Origin of the sequence: Aequorivita soesokkakensis (assembly GCF_001641085.1) — a bacterium.
In the GTDB taxonomy this organism is placed as follows: Bacteria; Bacteroidota; Bacteroidia; order Flavobacteriales; family Flavobacteriaceae; genus Aequorivita; species Aequorivita soesokkakensis.
In genome coordinates, this window is record NZ_LXIE01000049.1 from 90,737 (window position 1) to 110,789 (window position 20,053).

Consider the following 20,053-nt stretch of genomic DNA (forward strand, 5'->3'; position numbering starts at 1 on the left):
CAATTTAACGCGATTATGAAATACCAATTTACTTTACTTGCAATTGTTATTGCCGCTGTGGTTACTTCCTGTGGTAGCAAACAAGAAGACAAGTCTAAAATTGAAACTATAAATATTGAAAAAGAAAAAACAATGAAAAAGGTATTATTTGTATTGACAAGCCATTCCGACTTAGGGAACACTGGCGAAAAAACAGGATTTTGGATTGAGGAATTTGCAGCCCCATACTATTTATTAAAAGATAAAGGTGTGGAAATTACTATTGCATCCCCAAAAGGCGGACAACCCCCCATAGATCCAAAAAGTGCTGCCCCAGATGCACAAACCCCCGCAACTGTGCGCTTTAATGGTGACAAAGAGACGCAAGAAATTCTTGCAAACACGGTAAAACTGGAAACCGTGGACCAAGCTGGTTTTGATGCGGTTTTTTATCCAGGAGGCCACGGCCCGTTATGGGATTTAGCAAATGACAAAAATTCCATTGCCCTAATAGAGTCATTTTACAAACACAATAAACCAGTGGCAGCAGTTTGTCATGCCCCAGCGGTTTTTAAAAATACAAAAGGCGCTGATGGCTTACCGTTGGTAAAAGATAAAAAGGTTACTGGTTTTACCAATAGTGAAGAAGCGGCAGTACAACTTACCGATGTTGTTCCCTTTTTAGTGGAAGATATGCTGAAGGAAAACGGAGGGGACTATTCCAAAAGTGATGACTGGGCAGTGTATGCTGTGGAAGACGGACTTTTAATTACAGGCCAAAATCCTGCATCGTCTGAGTTGGTTGCCGAAAAGCTTTGGGACCAATTGAATAAATAAAAAACACTATACGATATGAATTTAGTAGAAGATTTACAGTGGCGCTATGCCACCAAAAAGATGAATGGCAAAACCATTCCGCAAGAAAAACTGGATTATATACTGGAAGCAGCCCGATTGGCGCCTTCCTCCTCGGGCCTACAGCCTTATAAGATATTCGTAATCTCCAACAGGGAACTTTTACAAAAGATAAAACCTGTTGCTTGGGACCAAAGTCAGATATTGGACGCTTCGCACGTATTGGTTTTTGCGGCGTGGGATGGGTATTCCTTAGACAGAATTGAATCGGTTTTTAACTATACCATGAACGAGCGTGGACTGCCCCTCGACACCATGGATGCTTACAAAGAAAAGCTATGGGGCATGTATAAACCCCTAGGCGAAGAATGGCAGGCAAACCATGCAGCAAAACAAGCATATATTTCTTTTGGCATGGCCATTGCCGCTGCAGCAGAACAAAAGATAGATGCCACACCAATGGAAGGTTTTACGCCCGAAGCGGTAGATGAATTATTGGAGCTAAAGGAACAGGGGTTAAAAAGCGTGTTGATATTAGCCCTGGGCTATCGCAATGAAACAGAAGACTGGCTGGTAAACATGAAAAAAGTGCGCAGCCCAAAAGCAGAGTTTATTACGGAATTAAAATAAGAGATTAGGTTAATAGTTAGGTTAAATTGTTCCTTTAAAACCTTCAACTTTCCATAAAAATGGAACTGTTGGGGGTTTTTTATTATTTTTTTCTTGATTCCTGGCTTCCGTTTCTCGTCTCACGTCTCACTCCCTTCGTCCACCGAAGCTTTTTCAGCGTAGGTGGAACTACTCACTACTAAAAACTAAACCAACAAAAAAACCCAGCGCTAAAAGCTGGTTTTTTTTAGTTTTATACTAGAGGTTCTTACTTGCCACCAGCTTCCAGGTTTTTCATTTCCTTTTCAATCATATCATAGAATTGATCGATTTTTGGAAGTACCAAAATACGCGTACGTCTATTGGTTGCTCTATTTTCTGCAGTGTCGTTTGGTACTAATGGTACGTAGTCTGCACGTCCGGAAGCAACTAATCTAGAGGGTTCCACGCCTAAGTTTTGAAGTTCCCTTACAATGGCGGTAGCTCTTTTCACACTTAAGTCCCAATTGTCCAGCAACAAGCCATTGCTGTAAGGCACATTATCTGTATGGCCTTCTACCATGGCCTCAAAGTTAGGTTTGCCGTTGATTACTTTAGCAACCTTCCCTAAGATTTCAGTCGCTCTGTTTGAAATTTGATAGCTTCCACTTTTAAACAGTACTTTGTCTGAAAGTGAAATATACACTACCCCTTTTTCAACATTTATTTCAATATCGGGATCGTTTATACCCACTTCCCGCTTAAGGCTAGTAACAAGGGCAAGGGTAACACTGTCCTTTTTGTTAAGCGCATCTTGCAAGCGCGTGATTTTGAGGTCTTTTTCTTTTAAGCTTTCCAGGGATTTTTCTAAGTTGGTAGCTCCTTTTGAGGTTAACATGGTAAGCTCTTTGGAGCTTTGTATAAGATCGGAATTTGTTTGTTTCATATCGGCTAAGCGCCCCTCAAGCTCCTTGGCACGAGCGGTCGCAACAGCTCTTTCTGCTAGACAGTCGTTGAGCTTAACGGTTGCTGTGTTCAATAAATTTTGAGTGTTTTTTTGTTTGGCTTCAAGTTCTGCATACTGCTTTTTTGTTACACATGATGTAAGAACAAAACTGGAGCAAAGTGCTAAAATCAAGAGTTTTTTCATAATCTTTAGGTTTTATTATAGATAGGTTATTTAATGTTTCTTTTCTAAGGTAATGAAAATTAGCTTCATATAGGGAGTACTTAACAGGAATTTATAGTGTTTTACTTGACATTTGAACGTCTAGCGATGAGCTATAAAATAAACACGAACTACGAAAGATGAAGTAGGAAAAACCTAATTGTAATCCAAAGTATTACATTTTATTTATAGTTTTTATAACTAATTTTAAAGTAGGCTGCATTAAATTTATTGGTGTGGTACTATTCGATACTAATTTTTAAAACATATAATCATGGAAGATAAGAAAAATGATAATCGCCCGGAACAAAGCCCGGTTGACCCAAAGAAGAACAATGCCAATCAGGAAAAGGAATATAGAAAGGATAAAAGAGATGGGAAAATAGATGATGCTGAGGAATGAAATGAACGACGAGTTTAGAAATACGAGGTACGAAATACGAAGTACGAAATACGAAGTACTAGGGATTAGCTTTGCGCCAAACAACCAACCATCAACCACCAACCACCAACACCTCAACTCCAACAGCATTGGCACTCTTAAACAAATAATAAGTGCTTTCAACCTTCTGATAAAACTTCACTCCCAAAACCGCAACTGCAATTCCAGCAACATCAGGTAATTCTGTACTCATTTCAAACGATGTAGCACTGTATTCCTTGTCCATATAAAGCGGAGCACTGCTCTTCAATCGGTAGTCCAAAGTGTCAAAATCAAAATGCAAAAGTCCCAATGTAAGCGCTATATGTGTCGCCCCAGCAGGAAAACCAACATTTTTTATATCAAAATTCGTAACGCTTAGGGTTCTGAAATCTAAATCATAGCTCAATGAACAAGCCAATACTTCCGTAATACTGCACGAAGGGGTAAACGCAAAATCCCTTACTAACTGTTTGCCCTTAGGAGTCTCCAATCCACGTCCTACCCTCCTTTCCCCTCGTCTATTCACAGAGTCCAAATCCTTCAATTTTGTAAACAATTGCATCATCCGCCCATGAAGTTCTCCATCCTTGCGAACGCATAAAAATGGAGCAAGCGCAATGCGAAAAACTTTCTTGGTCTTGCTACACCGTCCAAACTCCGAAGCGTTTTCCATAGTCCGCACCATGCTTTCCTTGTGCTTTGACCCCTTCTGAAATCCACCCCCAGCTGCTCGCGCCAAATACCCCCCGTTCTTTGATCTGTAATAATTAATATCCCCAATGGTTCCCTTTAACTTTATTGTTCCAGTTTGCTTTGCCATTACAGTAAGATTTAAAGAATACTAATATAATAAAAATTCAAAATGATATAAATTTTAAAGGGTATTTAAAGCATATTTATAGCGTGTATATAGTATATTTATAGCATATATATAGCGTATTAAAAACATTCAATACATCCTATAACCCATTAATATCATCATTATACCAAATCAATCTGCCCAACTTTAGCTCCTTTGCGATGGCAAGCCCCTTGTCATCGCAAAGGAGACACAACTGAAACAATCGGTTGGCTAGCCTGCCTCGATAGCCTGCCTAAGCACAGTCGAAGGGAGTCGAGAGAGCCTGCCTCGAGCGGAGTCGAGAGGTCATTGCAAAGAAAGTACGACTGAAGCAATCTCAATGACGCCCAGCTCTTAATGATCGTGCCCTCCTCCTTCTTCCTGTAAAAGCACAAATGCACCTTTGGTTAAAAACTTAGTTTCAGGTTTAAATTTCTCAGATTTCCCAATCGCTGTGAAGCCATTGTAAGTCGCTCCAATTTTTACTTCCACGGGAAGGATTTCAAATTCTTCAGCATTCTCGTTTTCAATCAATAAAACGTAATTTTTCCCTTCCATTTCCACCACAGCGTTTTCCGGAAGCGCCCACTGGTCTGAAGTGCCCGTTACAATCTGGGCCTCTACAAACATACCGGCGGTAAAATTCTGCTCGTCCTTTTCGTCAATATGCCCGTGAATTAAGGCTATTCGTGTATTTGGATCTATTGAAGTTCCAACCAAATGAACTTCGCCCTTAAAAATTTCTTTTGAAGCCTCGGGTACTGTAAAAAGTATTTCCTGCCCTTTTTTAAGTTGAAGCAAGTCCTTTTCAAAAACCTTTAACTCTAAGTGGATATGGTCTGTGTTCATAATTTCCATAATCTTATCGGCCGGGGAAACGTAGGTGCCCGTATTAACATAAACCTGGGTCACATTGCCGTCTATAGGGCTGTAAATGTTCACTGCTGAAACAATATTTCCTGCCTGGACCGATGCTGGGTTTATATTCAACATTTCAAGGTTTTTCTTGAAGCTGTTGTAGCGCGCCAAGTTCGATTTGTATTCGCTCTCGGCTTTTAGAAAACTTTTTTGGGAAGTGATTTTTTCATCAAACATAATCCGCTGCCGCTCGTACTCCGATTTTAAATAGGAAAGCTGCTCGGCGGTTTCCAGATAGTTCTGTTGCATTGTAATAAACTCAGGGTTTTCAAGGGTTACCAAACGCTGACCCTTGGAGACTTTATTACCCACCAATAAAGGAGTGTTTTTGATATATCCACCTGCAAAGGCACTTATCACCGCCCGGCTCTGTGGCGGCACGTCAATCATCCCACTGGTTTGCACGGTTTCCGCAAAGGGTTTTTCGGTGAGTTGGCCTACCTCCATTTTTGCATTTTCAAACTGTGCCTTTGAAAGATGTACGATGTCATCCCTCCCCTCTGGGGAGGTTAGGAGGGGACTTTCTTTTTCGGAATTGTTGCAGGCTGTCAACACTAAAGCGGAAAGCAACATAAGTGATTTTATATAGTTCATAACAAATGTTTTTAGAGTATTAAATAGTTAAGGGCGATGACCGCCTGGTTGTAATTGTTGAGATTTTCGAGGTATTGCAGTTCAATTTCATAAGCGTTTTCAAGGCTTTGGATGTATTGAAAGAAGTCAATTTCCCCATTTTTAAAACCGATATTTGCCGTTTTTAAAATTTCCTCGGAAAGGGATTTTCCTTCGGTTTCATAATAACTCAGCGCTTCTTCATATTTTGAAACCTCATTGAGCAATTGAAGTTTTCGTGAATCGAGTTGGATTTTATAATCCTCAGCCTGCTGTTGGCTCACGTCCGCCGCAATTTTTGAGGCTTTTATTTTTGAGGCATTCCCGCTAAAGAGCAACGGAATCTTAAGACCGATCTGATAGGCATATAGATTTTGGCTCAAACCCGAATTGCTTCCCAGAGAGTAGGAAAGACTGATGTCGGGCAACAAATGCTGCTTTTCCAGACTGCGTTTAGCTTCATAGAAATCAGTTCTGTTTTGGTAATAATCTATTGCCGGATGCGCTTCCATACCTGAGAGCGAAAGCTGTAACTTCTCCAAGGGTTGGTCAGGAATTACTAAACTATCCTTAGATTGAACAGCTGCCTTCAAGCGTTCCCTTGCAATCTGCACGTCTTCCCTACTCTGCCTATAATCGGTTTCCAACTGCCGCTGTTTGGCGCGGGCGGTTATCTTTTCCAGATAATTGGTTTCCCCAAGCTCAAAACGGCGTTGGGCAGCGTGGGCAAAGTTTTGGTAGAGACTGTCCAATCTTTTATAAACACGCTCTCTGTTTTTCTCAAACTGCAACTGATAATAGGCAGCGGCCACCATCCCTTCCGTTTTGCGTTTTTGCAGTTCGTATTGACTGCTTTGCATTTCAAACTGACGCTTGTTTACATTTTTTTCAGCGAAATAAACCGTTGGAAAAAGAAAACCCTGCTGCACGCCAAAAACTTCGAGGGGTTCATTGTTTGGTGCTAAATTATTCTCGTCATACTCATAAAAAACAGTGGTTTTATCGAAATTGAAAGCACTGCCTATCAAAGCGTTTGCTTCCTCTTTCTGAAGCGAAGCGGCTTTTAGGCCAGCATTGTTTTCCAAAGCTATTTGCTGTAAGTCTTCCAATGTTTTGGGATTTTGCTGTGCCACTCCAGAAAAGCCAAGCAAGAAAATAAGTATGGCCATAGGCAACTTTTTACCTTTTCTTTTTAAACTGATTGTTTTTTTATCTGAATCAAAAATTGAATAGAGCACCGGCAACACAACCAAGGTTAAAATGGTAGCGGTTATTAAGCCGCCAATAACCACGGTTGCCAAGGGTCTTTGCACCTCAGCCCCGGCATTGGTGGAAATTGCCATCGGTAAAAACCCGAGGGCTGCAGCTGAGGCAGTCAGTAAAACCGCTCTTAAACGATCTTTTGTCCCTTGTATGATAAGCTCCTTTTTATCTTTCATTCCTTCTTCTTTTAATTCCTTAAAATGTTCTATCAGCACAATGCCGTTGAGCACCGCAATTCCGAAGAGGGCGATAAAACCGACCCCTGCCGAGATGCTAAAGGGCATATCGCGCAGCCATAGCAGCAACACGCCGCCAACCGCCGCCAAAGGAATAGCCGAATAGATCATCAGGGCTTCCTTGACGGAATTGAATGCGAAATAAAGCAGGAAGAAAATCAGTAACAAGGCCACGGGAACCGCAAACAGCAGTCTGGTTTTCGCACTTTGCAGGTTCTCAAACTGCCCGCCGTAATCGATGGTATAGCCCACGGGAAGTTGTATGTTTTCATCGATTAACTTTTGTACATCGTCCACCACACTTTGCAGATCGCGGCTGCGTACGTTTATCCCCACCACGATGCGGCGTTTGGTATCGTCCCTTGATATTTTTGCCGCACCCTTTGTGTATTTTATTTCCGCAAGTTCGCGCAACGGCACTTTTTCCCCGGAAGGGGTATCCACATATAGATTTTGCAAGTTTGAAAGATCGCGGCGGTTGTTTTCATCCAGCCTTACAACAAGGTCAAAGCGCTTTTCGCCCTCAAAAATGCTTCCGAGGGATTTACCCGCAAAACCCATGGCTATCATTTCGTTTAAATCCTCAATGTTAAGGCCGTAACGGGCAATCTTGGCTCGGTCAAATTTTACGTTCATCTCTGGCAGACCTACCACTTTCTCCACCGTAATATCATCGGCGCCTTCCACATTTTCTACAAGGCTTTTAATTTCATTTGCCTTTTTGTTAAGCACTTCCAGATCTTCCCCAAAAATCTTGATGGCAATATCTGCCCGGACTCCAGTGATTAACTCGTTAAAGCGCATTTCAATGGGTTGGGTAAATTCCACTTCCATCCCGGGGATTATCGCCAAGGCCTCCTTAAACTTCTCCGCCAATTCATTTTTACTTTTGGCCGAAACCCATTCACTTTTTGGTTTAAGGGTAATAATAATATCGCTCTCTTCCATAGACATAGGGTCTGTGGGGACTTCGGCAGCGCCAATACGACTAACCGCCTGATCTACTTCCGGAAAGTTTTCTATCAGGATTTTCTCAATCTGTGTGGTAGTAGCAATAGTGTTTTTAAGGGAAGTCCCTGTTTTCAGTACGGGCTGGATCACAAAATCGCCTTCGTCCAGCGTTGGTACAAATTCGCCTCCCATAGTTGAAAAAAGATAAATTGTTGAAGCTAGAATCAGTATTGCAACTCCCAATACCAACTTTTTAGCACCTAATGCCCAACGAATTGTCGGTTCGTAAAATCGGCTCAGGAAAGTCATTATTCGAACTGAAATATTTTTTTCTGAAGTTACAGTAGGTTTTAAAAATAGGGAAGCCGCAACGGGAACGTAGGTAAAACAAAGCACCATGGCCCCAATAAGCGCAAAGCTGAACGTAAGCGCCATCGGTTTAAACATCTTGCCCTCTACCCCGCTAAGCGAAAGGATTGGGATAAAGACAATCAAAATAATAAGCTGGCCAAAGATGGCAGAGTTCATCATTTTTGACGCACTTTTTACCGTGAGTTCATCCTTCGCCTGCTGTTTCTCTTCGGAAGAAAAGGCATTCAATCTGGTGGCATTTTTACTTATTTGAAATGCCACAAATTCAACAATAATCACTGCTCCGTCAATAATAATCCCAAAGTCGATGGCGCCAAGACTCATCAAATTTGCATCTACGCCAAAAATGTACATCAGTGAAAGCGTGAAAAGCAATGACAACGGAATCACGGACGCAACAACTAATCCCGAACGGAGATTTCCCAATAAGAGTACCACTACAAAAATTACGATAAGCACCCCGAGAATGAGGTTTTCGGCTATGGTGAAGGTGGTTTTGCCTATTAGCACGCTGCGGTCCAAAACTGGATTGATATAAACCCCTTCGGGCAGCGATTCGGAAATATTTGCTACACGCTCCTTAACGGCTTCAATCACTTGGTTTGAGTTGCCGTCCTTCAGCATCATTACCTGCCCAAGGATTTTTTCACCTTCCCCATTACCCGTAATTGCCCCAAAACGGGGTGCACTACCGAATTGCACTTTCGCAATATCCTTCACATAAATAGGGAAACCATTTTCGTTTTTTACAACGATATTTCCAATATCTTCAAGAGAAGACGCCAAACCTTCGCCACGAATAAAATAAGCTTGGTTCTCCCTTTCAATATACCCGCCTCCCGAAATACTGTTGTTCTTTTCCAAAGCTGTAAATATCTCTTGGGCAGTGATATTCATAGCGTTTAGCTTATTGGTGTTTATGGCGACTTCATATTGTTTTAAATATCCACCCCAAGTGTTTACCTCAACAACGCCGGGAATCCCGGAGAGTTGCCGTTTTACGATCCAATCCTGGATGGTGCGGAGTTCCGTTACTGAATATTTATCCTTAAACTCTGGTTTTACGTCCAAAATATATTGGTAGATTTCACCAAGACCTGTAGTAATCGGTCCCATTTGTGGCGTGCCGAAACCTTCGGGAATATTCTCGGCAGCCGATTGTATCTTTTCGGCTATGAGTTGGCGTGGCAGGTAAGTGCCTAGATTTTCCTCAAAAACAATGGTAACCACAGAAAGCCCAAATTTTGAAACGGATCGGATTTCCTTTACACCCGGCAAATTTGCCATTTCCAGCTCCACGGGATAGGTAATGAATTGCTCCATATCCTGGGTAGAAAGATTGCGGGAAGTGGTTATTACCTGTACTTGGTTGTTGGTAACATCGGGCACGGCACCTATGGAAAGCTGCGTGAGCGAAAACACCCCAAAGCCTATCAGCAGCAACGTGAACAAGCCGATGATGAGTTTGTTCTTTATACTGAATTGAATGATTTTTGTTAGCATAACAAATTATGGATTTAGCATCTTCAACATAAACCTGTTGAAAATCGAAATAATAAAAATTGATAATGACCGCTTTGAAAGCGGTAAATACTGACCTCAGAAGAAATTGGAAATAATTATTTCCAAGAAAGGCCTATTTAGTTATGCAAACTTTGGTGGTTGAAAAATAGAGAATTTTTCAAGTGAAGAATATAGATTCTGATAGTGGAATGCGTGCAATTGCTTTTTGCTTATTTCCACTTTCACAATAGGAATTTCAAAAGGAACCAAAACCAAATCGGTTAAAACGTGATGGCAGGAAATATGCTGAAAAGGGAGCTCCTGATGCTCCTGTTCCTCTTCCTTATGATTTTTTTGATGATCGGTTTTTAGGGAACCGTAATGCTTTTCAAAAAAAGTTAAGAAATCATCGCCATAGTTTTCAGAATGGTATTGCGCATGTTCCACAAAACGTCCAAGCAAAAAAATGTCGGACATACCAAGTCCCGCGCTTTGAAAAAAAACGAGGAATGAAAGCGATATGGCAATAATTGTTTTCACTTAGGGTTCAAAAATATATAATCTTTTTCGAATAATTTATGATTAGTATCAGTTTAGTAGCCTTCTTTTCGGGTTCCCCCGTGACCCCCCGCCACAATAAGCAATACCTTAATGCTTAAAAAAATAAATTTAAAAAATTGGATGATGGGGTTCATCATCACAAACCGTTTGAATTTTGATATTCTCTGTGTCATTTCTTATTATTTATTTTTATTACTATTATTATTGGTTTTTGAATACTACCTATGATTCTCACTTTACTACTTACTACCTAATGCCTAATGCCTAATACCTACTGACTACTGCCTAATTATTCAGGAATTAAATACCAAAAAGGTTTCATTTTGGCCTTGTATATAAAGGCGTAGTGGAGCATCAGCTTTAGCCAATGGCCTGCCAGCCCAATCTCTCCAAAGGTTTTGCCCAGTTTTCTGCCCATGGTATCTGGATATTTTTTGTAATCTGGCACAATTGGAAAGGTAGTGATACTAACCCCACTGCCCTTTGTCATCCCAAAGCCCGCAGAGGCGATACAAGCCGCGCCCATATTGCCCATAGAGCCTTTGTGGTGCAAAAATTCCTTTTTGTTTTTTATACTGTCTATAATATTGTCGGCAACCAATTTGGCCGTAATTCCCGAGGGCATCCCTGTTCTTGGCGGCGCTGGAAAGATTTCGGTCCCATTTGGGCTTTTACGGGGTTTGGAAATGCTATGCGGCGGTGCAAAAGCAATTCCCGGAGCAAAAATATTTTTATAGTTTGGGTTTTGATAGGTTTCGGGCCAATCCTGTACGGTCCAGTCCTCATAAGGTTTTGGCGTATAGTCTGCATCCACGATCATAAATCCTTTAAAAAGTTTTTCCGTAATGTCGTTATTGTGTTTATCGAAAGCCTTGAATCCGTGGCCAGAAAAGGATGGAATCAACATCGCAAAGTCATATTCAATACTATTGTGTTCTCCGTTCAAAGTTTCATAATGAGCTAATCCGTCTTCAATTTTATTCACGCCTGCTCCAAGTATCCAATTAATATTGCGGTCTTCAAAAACCATCTCGACCATTTCGTGCGATTTCATAATGTTGCTGCCGTAGCTTAGCAACATACCGTCCATTCCAAAGTCTCCCAATTCATATTCGTTGGAAATCCAAGTAATTTTAGCTTTGTCGCGAACCTTTTGGCGGCGAAGCTCCTGTTCCACATTCAATATATATTCAAAGGCAGCACCTTGGCAGGTAGCCTTGGCGTGGCCCGTGCCGATAACAATTTTTGCTTCTTTACCCTTTTTCATTTCAGCAATTAGGGCCTGTAAACCTTCGTTGGCATGGTCTGCATGGGTATAGGTACAAACCGAATACGCTTTGTTTGTTCCGGGATTCAATCCTTCAGTAGCCTCAAAATTGAGTTTGGGACCTGTGGCGTTTATGAGGTAATCATAAGTTATTCTTTCGGTCTGGCCTCTTTTTTCTGCGGAAACATATTCAGCCACCACAAACGGCTTTTCAGTTTCGTTATCGCCTTCGGGATAAAAGGAAGTAACTTTCGCCTGCATAAAACCAATTCCTTTCTTTTTATACAAAGGCGCAAGCGGAAAAAGTATTTCTTTGGATTTCATTCGGCCAATTCCCACCCAGATGTTTGAGGGAATCCATTGGTAATTGCTGTTGGGCGAAACCACGACTACTTCATGGGTTTTGTCCAGTTTTCTGCGAAGGTGTGAGGCAGCAACGTGACCCGAGATTCCTGCACCCAATATTACGATTTTTGCCATGGCTCTTTGGATTTGACATCTAAAGTACTTCAAAAGATGGCGGCAGAAAATAACCGTAATCATATTGAAATGAAATAATTAGACAAATCAAAAGTGATTCTATTTCACAAGAAAAACAGTAACTTTTGTTACACAGCCGAAATATTATTATTGAAATATTCCATTCATCGGTTAGAAATTATAACTTCGTGCCAATTCAGTTAGATTATGATTGTCCACGACTTCAGCAACGAAAATTCCGTTCTCAACCAATTTGTTTTGGAAATGCGCGATGTTTCCATTCAAAAGGATTCCATGCGCTTTCGGAAAAATATTGAGCGTATTGGGGAAATTCTCAGTTATGAGATGAGCAAAACACTTCACTATAAAACGGAAGTGGTAAAAACGCCGTTGGGGGAAAAGGAAATGAAAGTACCCGAAACGGATATTGTTGTTTGTTCCATTTTACGGGCGGCCCTGCCCCTTCACACGGGGGTTATAAGTTTTTTTGACAAGGCCGAAAACGCTTATATTTCTGCATTTCGGCACCATCCCGATGGCGGCGATGCCTTTGAAGTGATCGTAAATTATCTGGCATCGCCCTCCGTTGAGGGAAAAACCTTGATATTGACCGACCCGATGCTGGCAACTGGAAAAACGTTGGAAAACGTACTTAAAGCCTTTAAAAGTCACGGAATGCCAAAGGAGATACATATTCTATCCATCATCGGCGCCAAACCTGGAATAGCGTATATTCAGGATAAATTTCCCGAAAACACCCATCTTTGGATAGCGGCTGTTGATGAAAAACTAAACAGCCGAGGCTATATTCTGCCGGGCTTGGGCGATGCTGGCGATTTGGCCTTTGGTGTGAAACTCTAAAAATTCATTCTCTTTTTAAAATGAAAAACAGTTCATTTCCCGCACGGGGAGGAATGGAATTGTAGGCTGTTTCCATTTTCTCAATTTTGAATTTTTCCGAAAAAAGCTTTTCATATTCGTCTTTATTCCCCCCAAAAGGCGGCTTGTCATCATTTAAAGGAATATTGAAGAGCAATCCTACTAGCTTGCCATTTGGCTTGAGCAGTTTGTACATTTTATTTACATATTCTTTACGAAAGGATGGATCCAACGCACAAAAGAAAGTCTGTTCCAAAATCAGGTCGAAGGTATCCTCCAATTCAAAAAAGTCGGCGTGCAGCAGATTTTCCTTTGGGAATGTCGGAATGCGTTCCGCAAGATTTTTTAAGGGAATAGACGAAATATCCACCACGTAAACGTTGTTGAAACCGTTTTCAAAAAGGTATTCCGCCTCATAGGAATTACCGCCGCCGGGAATCAAAATCTTTAGGTCTTTATCTGAAAGTTGGTCGATGTATTCCTTTATAGGCGTGGAAACGTGGCCTATATCCCAGCCTGTTTCGCCACTGAGGTATTTGTGGTTCCAGAAAGCTTCGTAATAATTCATATGCTAATTTTCAAAACGTATACTCCAAATGCCGCGCACTTCATTTTCGCCGTAGCCTGTGGCCTTATCCATTGGGTACAACTCCTGTATTTTGGACAAGGTGAGTGTTTCCAGTTCCTTTCCGGGAGTGCCGTGGCATTTCAAGCACATGGAATTGGTAACGATGGGGTAATAAAATTCTGTTTCCTTGCCCAAATCAACCACAATTGGGTTTACCTCGTCTCCGGCAGTCACTTGTTTTTTAAAGTTTTCAAGATACTGAAGCTCTGCGGCATTGGCTTTGTTTTTTGGATTTCTCGGTTTATCCGTAACGCGCTTAATATATGCCTTATGGACGGTAGCCATACTGTCTGTTATGGGCAAAGCCTGAACATTACAAAAGTCTAGGGCGGCAATAACCCCGTTCTTTTGGATTTGGCTCATCAGGTTCTTCCCCAATTCGGCTTTGGTGGTCTGTGCCATTTGCATGCCGCGATCATTTACGGAAGGTTGCGTATTTGTATTTTGGTTTTTACCCATTCCTTTGCCATTGCCCATTGCGCGACCCATTCGGCCCTTCATCTGTGGTCGGTCGCCGTGCATTTGCTTGTAGTGGGCGTCAAACCATTCGGGCTCTTCTATATCGTTATCAAACATATAATCCGCAATTTGCTTGATAGTTTCCTCTGGATAGAATTGATAGGGCATCAATCCGAATTTCTTGATGGCGCCGGGCATTTTTGATTTTTCTTCGGAAGGATTCTTGGCCCACGCCACCATTGCCTCAATAAATTCTTCCTTTGAAGTTTCCTCAGAAATATAATGCATCTTTACGGCTACCATCGGAGGGGCAATCATTGCATCTTCGGCAGTTTTTGGATTGTGGCAAACGTAACAGTTGTTTTCCATCAATTTCTTGCCGGGATGTTCCTGATTTATTTCGGTTTCAGTGTTGTCTGCATTTTCGGCAATCGCCAAATATTCGCTGCGGGGATTGGTATTGCAGGCAGTGAATAAACTGATCAAAAATAATGTGGCTAAAAGTTTCATATTTTAAGTATAAAGTTGTGGACACTTCAAAAATAAAGGGAAACTTCACCCTTGACAGTAACAAAAGTTACACTTCAACGGTTTAAATATGTCATCTTAAAACTAAAGTGCGATTATTTTAATACTATTTCGGTTAAGCTCGATTTTCCCCATGGATTCCAGCTTCTTCAACAAACGCGACACCACCACGCGCGAGGTGTGAAGCTCATACGCAATTTCCTGATGCGTGGAATTGATCAGGGAATCATTTGTTACCTTTTTTTTGTTTTGAAGGTATTTTACCAAGCGCTCGTCCATATTGTAAAATGCAATGCTGTCAATGGTTTCGAGCATTTCGGTAAGGCGGGCATGGTAACTTTGAAAGACGAAATTGCGCCAACTTTTATACTTGCCCGTCCACTCCTCCATTTTTTGGATGGGTATCATTATCAACGTGGTGTCGAGCTCTGCAATAGCGCGGATCTCACTTTTGGTCTGCCCCAAACAGCAGGTTAGGGTCATGGCGCAGGTATCGCCGCGCTCCAAAAAATAGAGCAGCAGTTCGTCCCCGTCATCGTCTTCCCTTAAAATTTTTATAGCCCCCTTGAGGAGCAAGGGCATGGAACGTACGTAATCGCCAATCTCAATAAGCTTCTCGCCTTCCTTTACCTCTTTTAAAGTACCTACTTCGTTTATTTCAGCGATGAGAGCGTCTTCAAAAATATGGGTGAAATTTTCTTTTAAATCTGTGAGCATGCGAGATGTTTTTTGGTTGGTTTTTAAATAACGAAAATACCAAATTTCAACCATATCAAATGGATCTACAGGTAGCGTTAATTTTTTTATTCAATAAATATTCTAAAAAAGATAATAATTAAAGCTATAAAGAAAATAGTTGTGTAAATAAGCTTGTTGTATTTCGCCAACCAATTCGGAAGAAAAATATCGAAGTTGGCTCTGGTGGAGTCAGAATATTTTCGAGCCAAGACCGTAAGCGGACAAAACATTCTAAAAGCCAGCAAAACCAAACCTTCCATCAAAACAAGGGCTATGCAGATCCAGACCCATTTGTCAATTTTATTGGCGATGGCGGCGTACAAAAGATAGAAAATAACCACATTAAAAAACAGCCAAATAACCGTGTGCAGGCTTTTTATAAACAGCAGTCTCTTGTTTTTTGAATAGGCCATTTTCCTAATCTGAAATTTTCAAATTATACTGAACATCCTGTAAATTAAACTTTCCGTAAACAAAATCGCCATCGGGAAAGTGCCAAACGGCATCGGCAGCAACGGGCAGTTTATAGCCGTTGACCGTGCCGTATTCGGTAACCGGGGTTGAAAACGGAACGTTTTGGTTGGAATTCACATCCACCCTGTCTTCTGAAATAAAATTGATCAATCGCCCACTCTCGTTGAATTTCAAAATCGCCGATACTGAAACCCCTCCATTGTGAAAAACAGCCTTTACCGAATTATTATCCAAGGTCTGCCAATCGATCCGTTTATCAATCAAGGCTGCTGGCGCAAAAAGGCACATATCGTTAAAAAAAGTGACGGTTTCGGTCTTGAACATTTCGGGTTCCGCGATATTTACCACTGGGAAAACGGAAAGCAGTTTTATCAGCATCGATGCCTTTCCCTCTTTATACCGATGGTAACCTTGGGTGGGCAAGCCTTTGAAATTGGCCTTCATAAAAAACAAGCGCGTGGGATCTTCAAAAAAATTATACTGTTCCGAAGTGAACGCAAACCAATCCTTTCCCTTTTCGCGCATTTCGCCTTTAAAAGTGGCTCTTGCAGTTTTTATTTTAGGTTTACCGATTGCCCCGACGTATTTGAGATAGTTCTGAACTGGAATAGGAAGCTGGGCAACATCGGCTTCAGAGATTATTTCTTCGGAAATGTTCACGCTTTCAAAAGATTGAGAAACATCATTTTTAAATTCCCTTTCAAAATTCCAGCCCGCCATTGCCAATAGGGCTACAAACAATACAATTAAATTGGCAAGGGTGCCAAATTTGGCGTCCTGCCAATTCACAATAATCAAAACCTGCGATACTACTATCGCAGCTACGCCAATCCAAAACCAAAGTTTGTTTTTCAACAGAAATAGAATTCCTATCGTTATAAAAGTCAAAGCGACCGCGAGCCATAAAAGACCTTGCGGTTTTGAGAAATTTTGTGACAATTGTGGAATTTCAGCAAAGTCAAAAGCCTTCAAAAAGCCCATCAAGTGAATTAGGCCGTGGAGTAAAAGAAGAATGAAGAATGCGATTTTCATTTTAAAATACTTTTCGTGATTTCAGTCTTAAAAGTCCAAAGCCAAACCAATTCCAAATGAGATATAATTCAGTTTTAATTCAGTTGAAGTATTTTCAATCGTTATATCCCTAGAAAGCGAACGGTAGCGAAGCATTGGGCGCAACGCGAGATTGGGGGCAAACTCATAATCTACTCCTGCAGCAACTTGCCAACCAAATCCGTGGCCAGTGTCGGCGGTAATACTGCCACTGTTATTTTCAACTTCTATATGATTGTAAACCGCTCCAGCCCTTGCCAAGTACGAAAATGCGGAAGTACCGATAGGTTTTATGATTTGAAAACCGAATGTATATCCTGTTTCCTTGAGTGTAAGTTCCTCAGTCAAAAAATTATCATCACCCTTAAACTCGTTTAAGCCCCAACCCGCATAAACTGCAAAATGGGGCATAATTTTATATGCGCCGGTAAGTTCGAAACCAAAGCCAATTTTAGTGTCGGTATTGCCCACGTCACCAGTGGGAAAATTAAGTCCAGGCCTAAACTCCAACGACCATTTTTCCTGTGCTTCCGCTCCAATTGAAAACAGCAGCATGTTGGCAACAAACAAAAAACTGAACTTTTTCATAATGTTTACGTTTTCGTGAAACACTCAAATTTACTTTGGATAACAGTTTTTTACTATGACGAAAATCAGTTAATTATTGTTTATCAATAACTTGAAGCTATTTAAGAAGAAGAAATAGCTGTTTTTGAAATTTGGTGGCGTTTCCACCATTTCACGATTTCAAACCACAACACACTCAACATCCCGATCCCAACACTGATGCCGAGCTGGTTTATATCAAGTGTTTCAAATTGAAAAAACTTAGTGAAGGGCGGCACAAAAAGGAGCAACAGGGTAATGCCCACGGTAATGCCCACGATGATTGGCACCAAGTTGTTTTTATATTTGAATGTGGTAAAGATGGAGTAGATAAAAGAGCGGTTTACAAAGGTCAACACAATATTTGCGGTTATAAGTGCAGTGAAAACCATAGTACGGGTTACCGCTTCATTTGAACCGTCATTTACCGCAATCTGATAAACCGTAAGCACTCCTGCCGTAATGATTAATCCTTGGATTATACTGGTGAAAAGTTCGCTCCAATTAAAAAAGGTGCTGGAAAAAGGCCGTGGTTTTTGGAGCATGGAATCCTTTTCCAGCGGTTCGTTTTCATAAACTATCGAGCAGGTTGGACCCATTATCAATTCCAACAAAATAACGTGTACGGGCGTGAAGATATTGGGATAAACCCAGCCCAAGACCAAAGGAATAAAAACGGTAAGGATGATGGGAATGTGGATGGAAATGATATACTGAATAGCCTTTTTTAGGTTGGAATATATTTTTCTGCCCATCGCCACGGCGTCAACCATTTTGGAAAGATCGTCATCTACAAGAATCAATGAAGCGGAATGCTTGGCTATCTCGGTGCCCTTCTTCCCCATTGCCACCCCGATATTTGCGGCTTTTAGCGCCGGGCCGTCGTTTACGCCATCGCCCGTCATCGCCACTATGTGGCCCTGTGCTTTCAGGGCGTTGATTATTTTAAGTTTCGCTTCGGGAAACATCCGCGCGAAAATGTTTTTTTCCGAAGTGATCTTTGCCAGTTCCGAATCGCTCAGATGCACAAGGTCATCACCCGAAATAACCTCCCCAGAGCCCCTGAAATTTACCTTTTTGGCAATGGCCGCAGTGGTTTCGGCAATATCGCCGGTAATGATTTTAACCGCAATGCCCGCATTGTAAAAATCCTGGAATACTTTTGAAATGTTCCCTTTTGGCGGGTCGTAAAAAGCAACCAGACCCTTAAATTCAAACTTGAAATGCTGTTGCTTTTTTGGCCAGTCAGTTCCTTCAAATTTTGAAATTCCCACACCCAAAACCCGATAGCCATGGGCTGCCAAATCAGTTATTGTCTTTTTTAAAATTTCCTTTTTACTATCACTTAAATTTGAAACTGCCATCAAAGCTTCGGGCGCGCCTTTAGCAGCAATAATTCGTTTGCCCCTGTCATTTTCAAAAATATGGGTCATCATCGGGGGTTTGCCTCCCAGAGGATATTCGTGGACCATTTTGAAATTGAGCCTTTCATCCTTTTCAGTAATTGTTTCATAAAAACTGTGCAGCGATTGCTCCATGGTATCAAAAGGAATGGGCTCGCTGGCCCACATGGCAGTAATTATAAGTTCCTTTTCACTGGCGGAAAGCACTTCTTTTACCGAAGTGACCTTATCGGTTTCCAGCGTGAAAATTTTATCGAGCCGCATTTTATTCTCCGTAATCGTTCCCGTCTTGTCCACACATATTATCGTGGCACTACCCAGGGATTCCACGGTTTTCATCTGTTTTACGATTACGCCCATATTCATCAGCCGCCACGCGCCAATGGCCATAAAGGTGGTAAAGGCAACCGGGATTTCCTCCGGCAAGATGCTCATGGCAAGGGTAAGCGCCTTTAACAGGCTGTCCAAAACGTCTTCGGAATTGTAATAATTGATGCCCCAAACCAAAAGAAAAATCACCGCTCCGGCGATTACCATCTTTTTTACAAAATTGTTTATCTGGAGCTCGAGCGTCGATTTTTCGGAAGAAATATCCTCTATGCTCTTCCCTATTTTTCCGACCTTGGTCTGGTTGCCTATCGCGGTTATTTCGGCTATGGCAAGGCCGCCCCCTACTTGGGTTCCCATATAAATCTTATTGTCGGCGGAATTTGCATCTTTTTCAACAGAAAAGGATTCCCCCGTTAAAATGGACTCATTTACCGAAAAGTCATTGGAATGGACGATAACGCCATCGGCCACAATAGTTGACCCTTCCTCCACCATCAAAAAATCTCCCACGACGACTTCTTGGCTCATTATTTCAACCACTTCCCCATTGCGGATTACCTTGCAGTGCGGTTGGGAAAGTTCCTTTAGTTTTTCGAGTGCGTTATGGGTTTTTGCATCCTGGTAAAGTGAAATGGCAGCGACCAAAAGAATGGCTGCGGCGAGGAAAATACCGTCACCCGTATTTCCCGTGAAAAAATAGAGCGTTGCGGCGACCAGCAGTAAAATTACCATCGGTTCCTTTACCAAGCCCTTTATAGCCTCAAGAAAGTGGTTTTTCTTTTTTGATTCAAGAACATTGCTGCCGAATTTTTTTCGTGAGGCTAAGACTTCGGAGTTGGTCAGTCCTTTTATGTTGAAGTTAGTTATGGGCATTTTTGGAACGGGCTTGGTTAATCATTAAAATTATGAATTTCCCACCCATTCATTTATGATAACTATC

The 20,053-nt window shown here is 41.5% G+C and carries 17 protein-coding genes; 4 read left to right on the plus strand and 13 right to left on the minus strand.

The window, feature by feature from the left end:
• Positions 1 to 15 precede the first annotated feature (15 nt).
• Both A7A78_RS13410 and A7A78_RS13415 read left to right on the plus strand, forming a co-directional pair.
• Complete coding sequence (locus A7A78_RS13410) at positions 16 to 816, plus strand: type 1 glutamine amidotransferase domain-containing protein (RefSeq protein ID WP_068762981.1); 801 nt, start codon at positions 16 to 18, stop codon at positions 814 to 816.
• A 15-nt stretch (positions 817 to 831) separates the two neighbouring features.
• Entirely contained in the window at positions 832 to 1,464 is a 633-nt protein-coding gene (locus A7A78_RS13415) for an NAD(P)H-dependent oxidoreductase (protein WP_068762982.1), read from the plus strand.
• A gap of 247 nt (positions 1,465 to 1,711) precedes the next feature.
• Here A7A78_RS13415 and A7A78_RS13420 read toward each other — a convergent pair whose 3' ends face one another.
• Positions 1,712 to 2,572 (minus strand): OmpA/MotB family protein, encoded by an 861-nt coding sequence (locus tag A7A78_RS13420; RefSeq protein WP_068762983.1) that lies wholly within the window; start codon positions 2,570 to 2,572, stop codon positions 1,712 to 1,714.
• Positions 2,573 to 2,864: 292 nt separating this feature from the next.
• Here A7A78_RS13420 and A7A78_RS15340 point away from each other — a divergent pair, with 292 nt between their 5' ends.
• Entirely contained in the window at positions 2,865 to 2,993 is a 129-nt protein-coding gene (locus A7A78_RS15340; protein WP_278184092.1) for a hypothetical protein, read from the plus strand.
• Positions 2,994 to 3,084: 91 nt separating this feature from the next.
• Here A7A78_RS15340 and A7A78_RS13425 read toward each other — a convergent pair whose 3' ends face one another.
• The 5 genes from A7A78_RS13425 to A7A78_RS13445 form a co-directional block, all read right to left on the minus strand.
• On the minus strand, positions 3,085 to 3,834 hold the full coding sequence (locus A7A78_RS13425) for a hypothetical protein (RefSeq protein ID WP_068762984.1): 750 nt from the start codon (positions 3,832 to 3,834) through the stop codon (positions 3,085 to 3,087).
• 375 nt (positions 3,835 to 4,209) lie between these two features.
• A complete protein-coding gene (locus A7A78_RS13430) occupies positions 4,210 to 5,367 on the minus strand; it encodes an efflux RND transporter periplasmic adaptor subunit (RefSeq protein WP_068762985.1) in 1,158 nt (385 codons plus the stop codon).
• Between the two features lie 11 nt (positions 5,368 to 5,378).
• On the minus strand, positions 5,379 to 9,710 hold the full coding sequence (locus A7A78_RS13435; protein WP_068762986.1) for a CusA/CzcA family heavy metal efflux RND transporter: 4,332 nt from the start codon (positions 9,708 to 9,710) through the stop codon (positions 5,379 to 5,381).
• A gap of 141 nt (positions 9,711 to 9,851) precedes the next feature.
• A complete protein-coding gene (locus tag A7A78_RS13440) occupies positions 9,852 to 10,187 on the minus strand; it encodes a hypothetical protein (RefSeq protein WP_131811153.1) in 336 nt (111 codons plus the stop codon).
• Between the two features lie 373 nt (positions 10,188 to 10,560).
• On the minus strand, positions 10,561 to 12,018 hold the full coding sequence (locus A7A78_RS13445) for an NAD(P)/FAD-dependent oxidoreductase (RefSeq protein ID WP_068762988.1): 1,458 nt from the start codon (positions 12,016 to 12,018) through the stop codon (positions 10,561 to 10,563).
• Positions 12,019 to 12,225: 207 nt separating this feature from the next.
• Between A7A78_RS13445 and upp the strand changes: the two genes are divergently transcribed.
• The gene (upp, locus tag A7A78_RS13450) at positions 12,226 to 12,879 is read left to right on the plus strand and encodes a uracil phosphoribosyltransferase (RefSeq protein ID WP_068762989.1); all 654 of its coding nucleotides are present in this window, start codon (positions 12,226 to 12,228) and stop codon (positions 12,877 to 12,879) included.
• Positions 12,880 to 12,883: 4 nt separating this feature from the next.
• Here upp and A7A78_RS13455 read toward each other — a convergent pair whose 3' ends face one another.
• From A7A78_RS13455 to A7A78_RS13485, 7 genes are all read right to left on the minus strand, one after another.
• Positions 12,884 to 13,465, minus strand: a complete 582-nt coding sequence (locus A7A78_RS13455; protein ID WP_068762990.1) for a methyltransferase — start codon at positions 13,463 to 13,465, stop codon at positions 12,884 to 12,886.
• 3 nt (positions 13,466 to 13,468) lie between these two features.
• Positions 13,469 to 14,494, minus strand: a complete 1,026-nt coding sequence (locus A7A78_RS13460; RefSeq protein ID WP_068762991.1) for a c-type heme family protein — start codon at positions 14,492 to 14,494, stop codon at positions 13,469 to 13,471.
• Between the two features lie 102 nt (positions 14,495 to 14,596).
• Positions 14,597 to 15,229: a Crp/Fnr family transcriptional regulator gene (locus A7A78_RS13465; protein ID WP_068763028.1), complete on the minus strand. Its 633-nt coding sequence runs from the start codon at positions 15,227 to 15,229 to the stop codon at positions 14,597 to 14,599.
• An 86-nt stretch (positions 15,230 to 15,315) separates the two neighbouring features.
• Entirely contained in the window at positions 15,316 to 15,663 is a 348-nt protein-coding gene (locus A7A78_RS13470; protein WP_068762992.1) for a hypothetical protein, read from the minus strand.
• Positions 15,664 to 15,667: 4 nt separating this feature from the next.
• Positions 15,668 to 16,756: a DUF6544 family protein gene (locus tag A7A78_RS13475; RefSeq protein ID WP_068762993.1), complete on the minus strand. Its 1,089-nt coding sequence runs from the start codon at positions 16,754 to 16,756 to the stop codon at positions 15,668 to 15,670.
• 27 nt (positions 16,757 to 16,783) lie between these two features.
• Positions 16,784 to 17,362, minus strand: a complete 579-nt coding sequence (locus tag A7A78_RS13480) for an outer membrane beta-barrel protein (RefSeq protein ID WP_068762994.1) — start codon at positions 17,360 to 17,362, stop codon at positions 16,784 to 16,786.
• Positions 17,363 to 17,463: 101 nt separating this feature from the next.
• Entirely contained in the window at positions 17,464 to 19,986 is a 2,523-nt protein-coding gene (locus A7A78_RS13485; protein WP_068762995.1) for a cation-translocating P-type ATPase, read from the minus strand.
• Positions 19,987 to 20,053 lie beyond the last annotated feature (67 nt).

Bases quoted from the DNA above. Each gene is read 5' to 3' on its own strand.
- A7A78_RS13410 (WP_068762981.1), top strand. From the start codon at position 16: ATGAAATACCAATTTACTTTACTTGCAATTGTTATTGCCGCTGTGGTT.
- A7A78_RS13415 (WP_068762982.1), top strand. From the start codon at position 832: ATGAATTTAGTAGAAGATTTACAGTGGCGCTATGCCACCAAAAAGATG.
- A7A78_RS13420 (WP_068762983.1), bottom strand. From the start codon at position 2,572: ATGAAAAAACTCTTGATTTTAGCACTTTGCTCCAGTTTTGTTCTTACA.
- A7A78_RS15340 (WP_278184092.1), top strand. From the start codon at position 2,865: ATGGAAGATAAGAAAAATGATAATCGCCCGGAACAAAGCCCGGTTGAC.
- A7A78_RS13425 (WP_068762984.1), bottom strand. From the start codon at position 3,834: ATGGCAAAGCAAACTGGAACAATAAAGTTAAAGGGAACCATTGGGGAT.
- A7A78_RS13430 (WP_068762985.1), bottom strand. From the start codon at position 5,367: ATGAACTATATAAAATCACTTATGTTGCTTTCCGCTTTAGTGTTGACA.
- A7A78_RS13435 (WP_068762986.1), bottom strand. From the start codon at position 9,710: ATGCTAACAAAAATCATTCAATTCAGTATAAAGAACAAACTCATCATC.
- A7A78_RS13440 (WP_131811153.1), bottom strand. From the start codon at position 10,187: ATGTCCGACATTTTTTTGCTTGGACGTTTTGTGGAACATGCGCAATAC.
- A7A78_RS13445 (WP_068762988.1), bottom strand. From the start codon at position 12,018: ATGGCAAAAATCGTAATATTGGGTGCAGGAATCTCGGGTCACGTTGCT.
- upp (WP_068762989.1), top strand. From the start codon at position 12,226: ATGATTGTCCACGACTTCAGCAACGAAAATTCCGTTCTCAACCAATTT.
- A7A78_RS13455 (WP_068762990.1), bottom strand. From the start codon at position 13,465: ATGAATTATTACGAAGCTTTCTGGAACCACAAATACCTCAGTGGCGAA.
- A7A78_RS13460 (WP_068762991.1), bottom strand. From the start codon at position 14,494: ATGAAACTTTTAGCCACATTATTTTTGATCAGTTTATTCACTGCCTGC.
- A7A78_RS13465 (WP_068763028.1), bottom strand. From the start codon at position 15,229: ATGCTCACAGATTTAAAAGAAAATTTCACCCATATTTTTGAAGACGCT.
- A7A78_RS13470 (WP_068762992.1), bottom strand. From the start codon at position 15,663: ATGGCCTATTCAAAAAACAAGAGACTGCTGTTTATAAAAAGCCTGCAC.
- A7A78_RS13475 (WP_068762993.1), bottom strand. From the start codon at position 16,756: ATGAAAATCGCATTCTTCATTCTTCTTTTACTCCACGGCCTAATTCAC.
- A7A78_RS13480 (WP_068762994.1), bottom strand. From the start codon at position 17,362: ATGAAAAAGTTCAGTTTTTTGTTTGTTGCCAACATGCTGCTGTTTTCA.
- A7A78_RS13485 (WP_068762995.1), bottom strand. From the start codon at position 19,986: ATGCCCATAACTAACTTCAACATAAAAGGACTGACCAACTCCGAAGTC.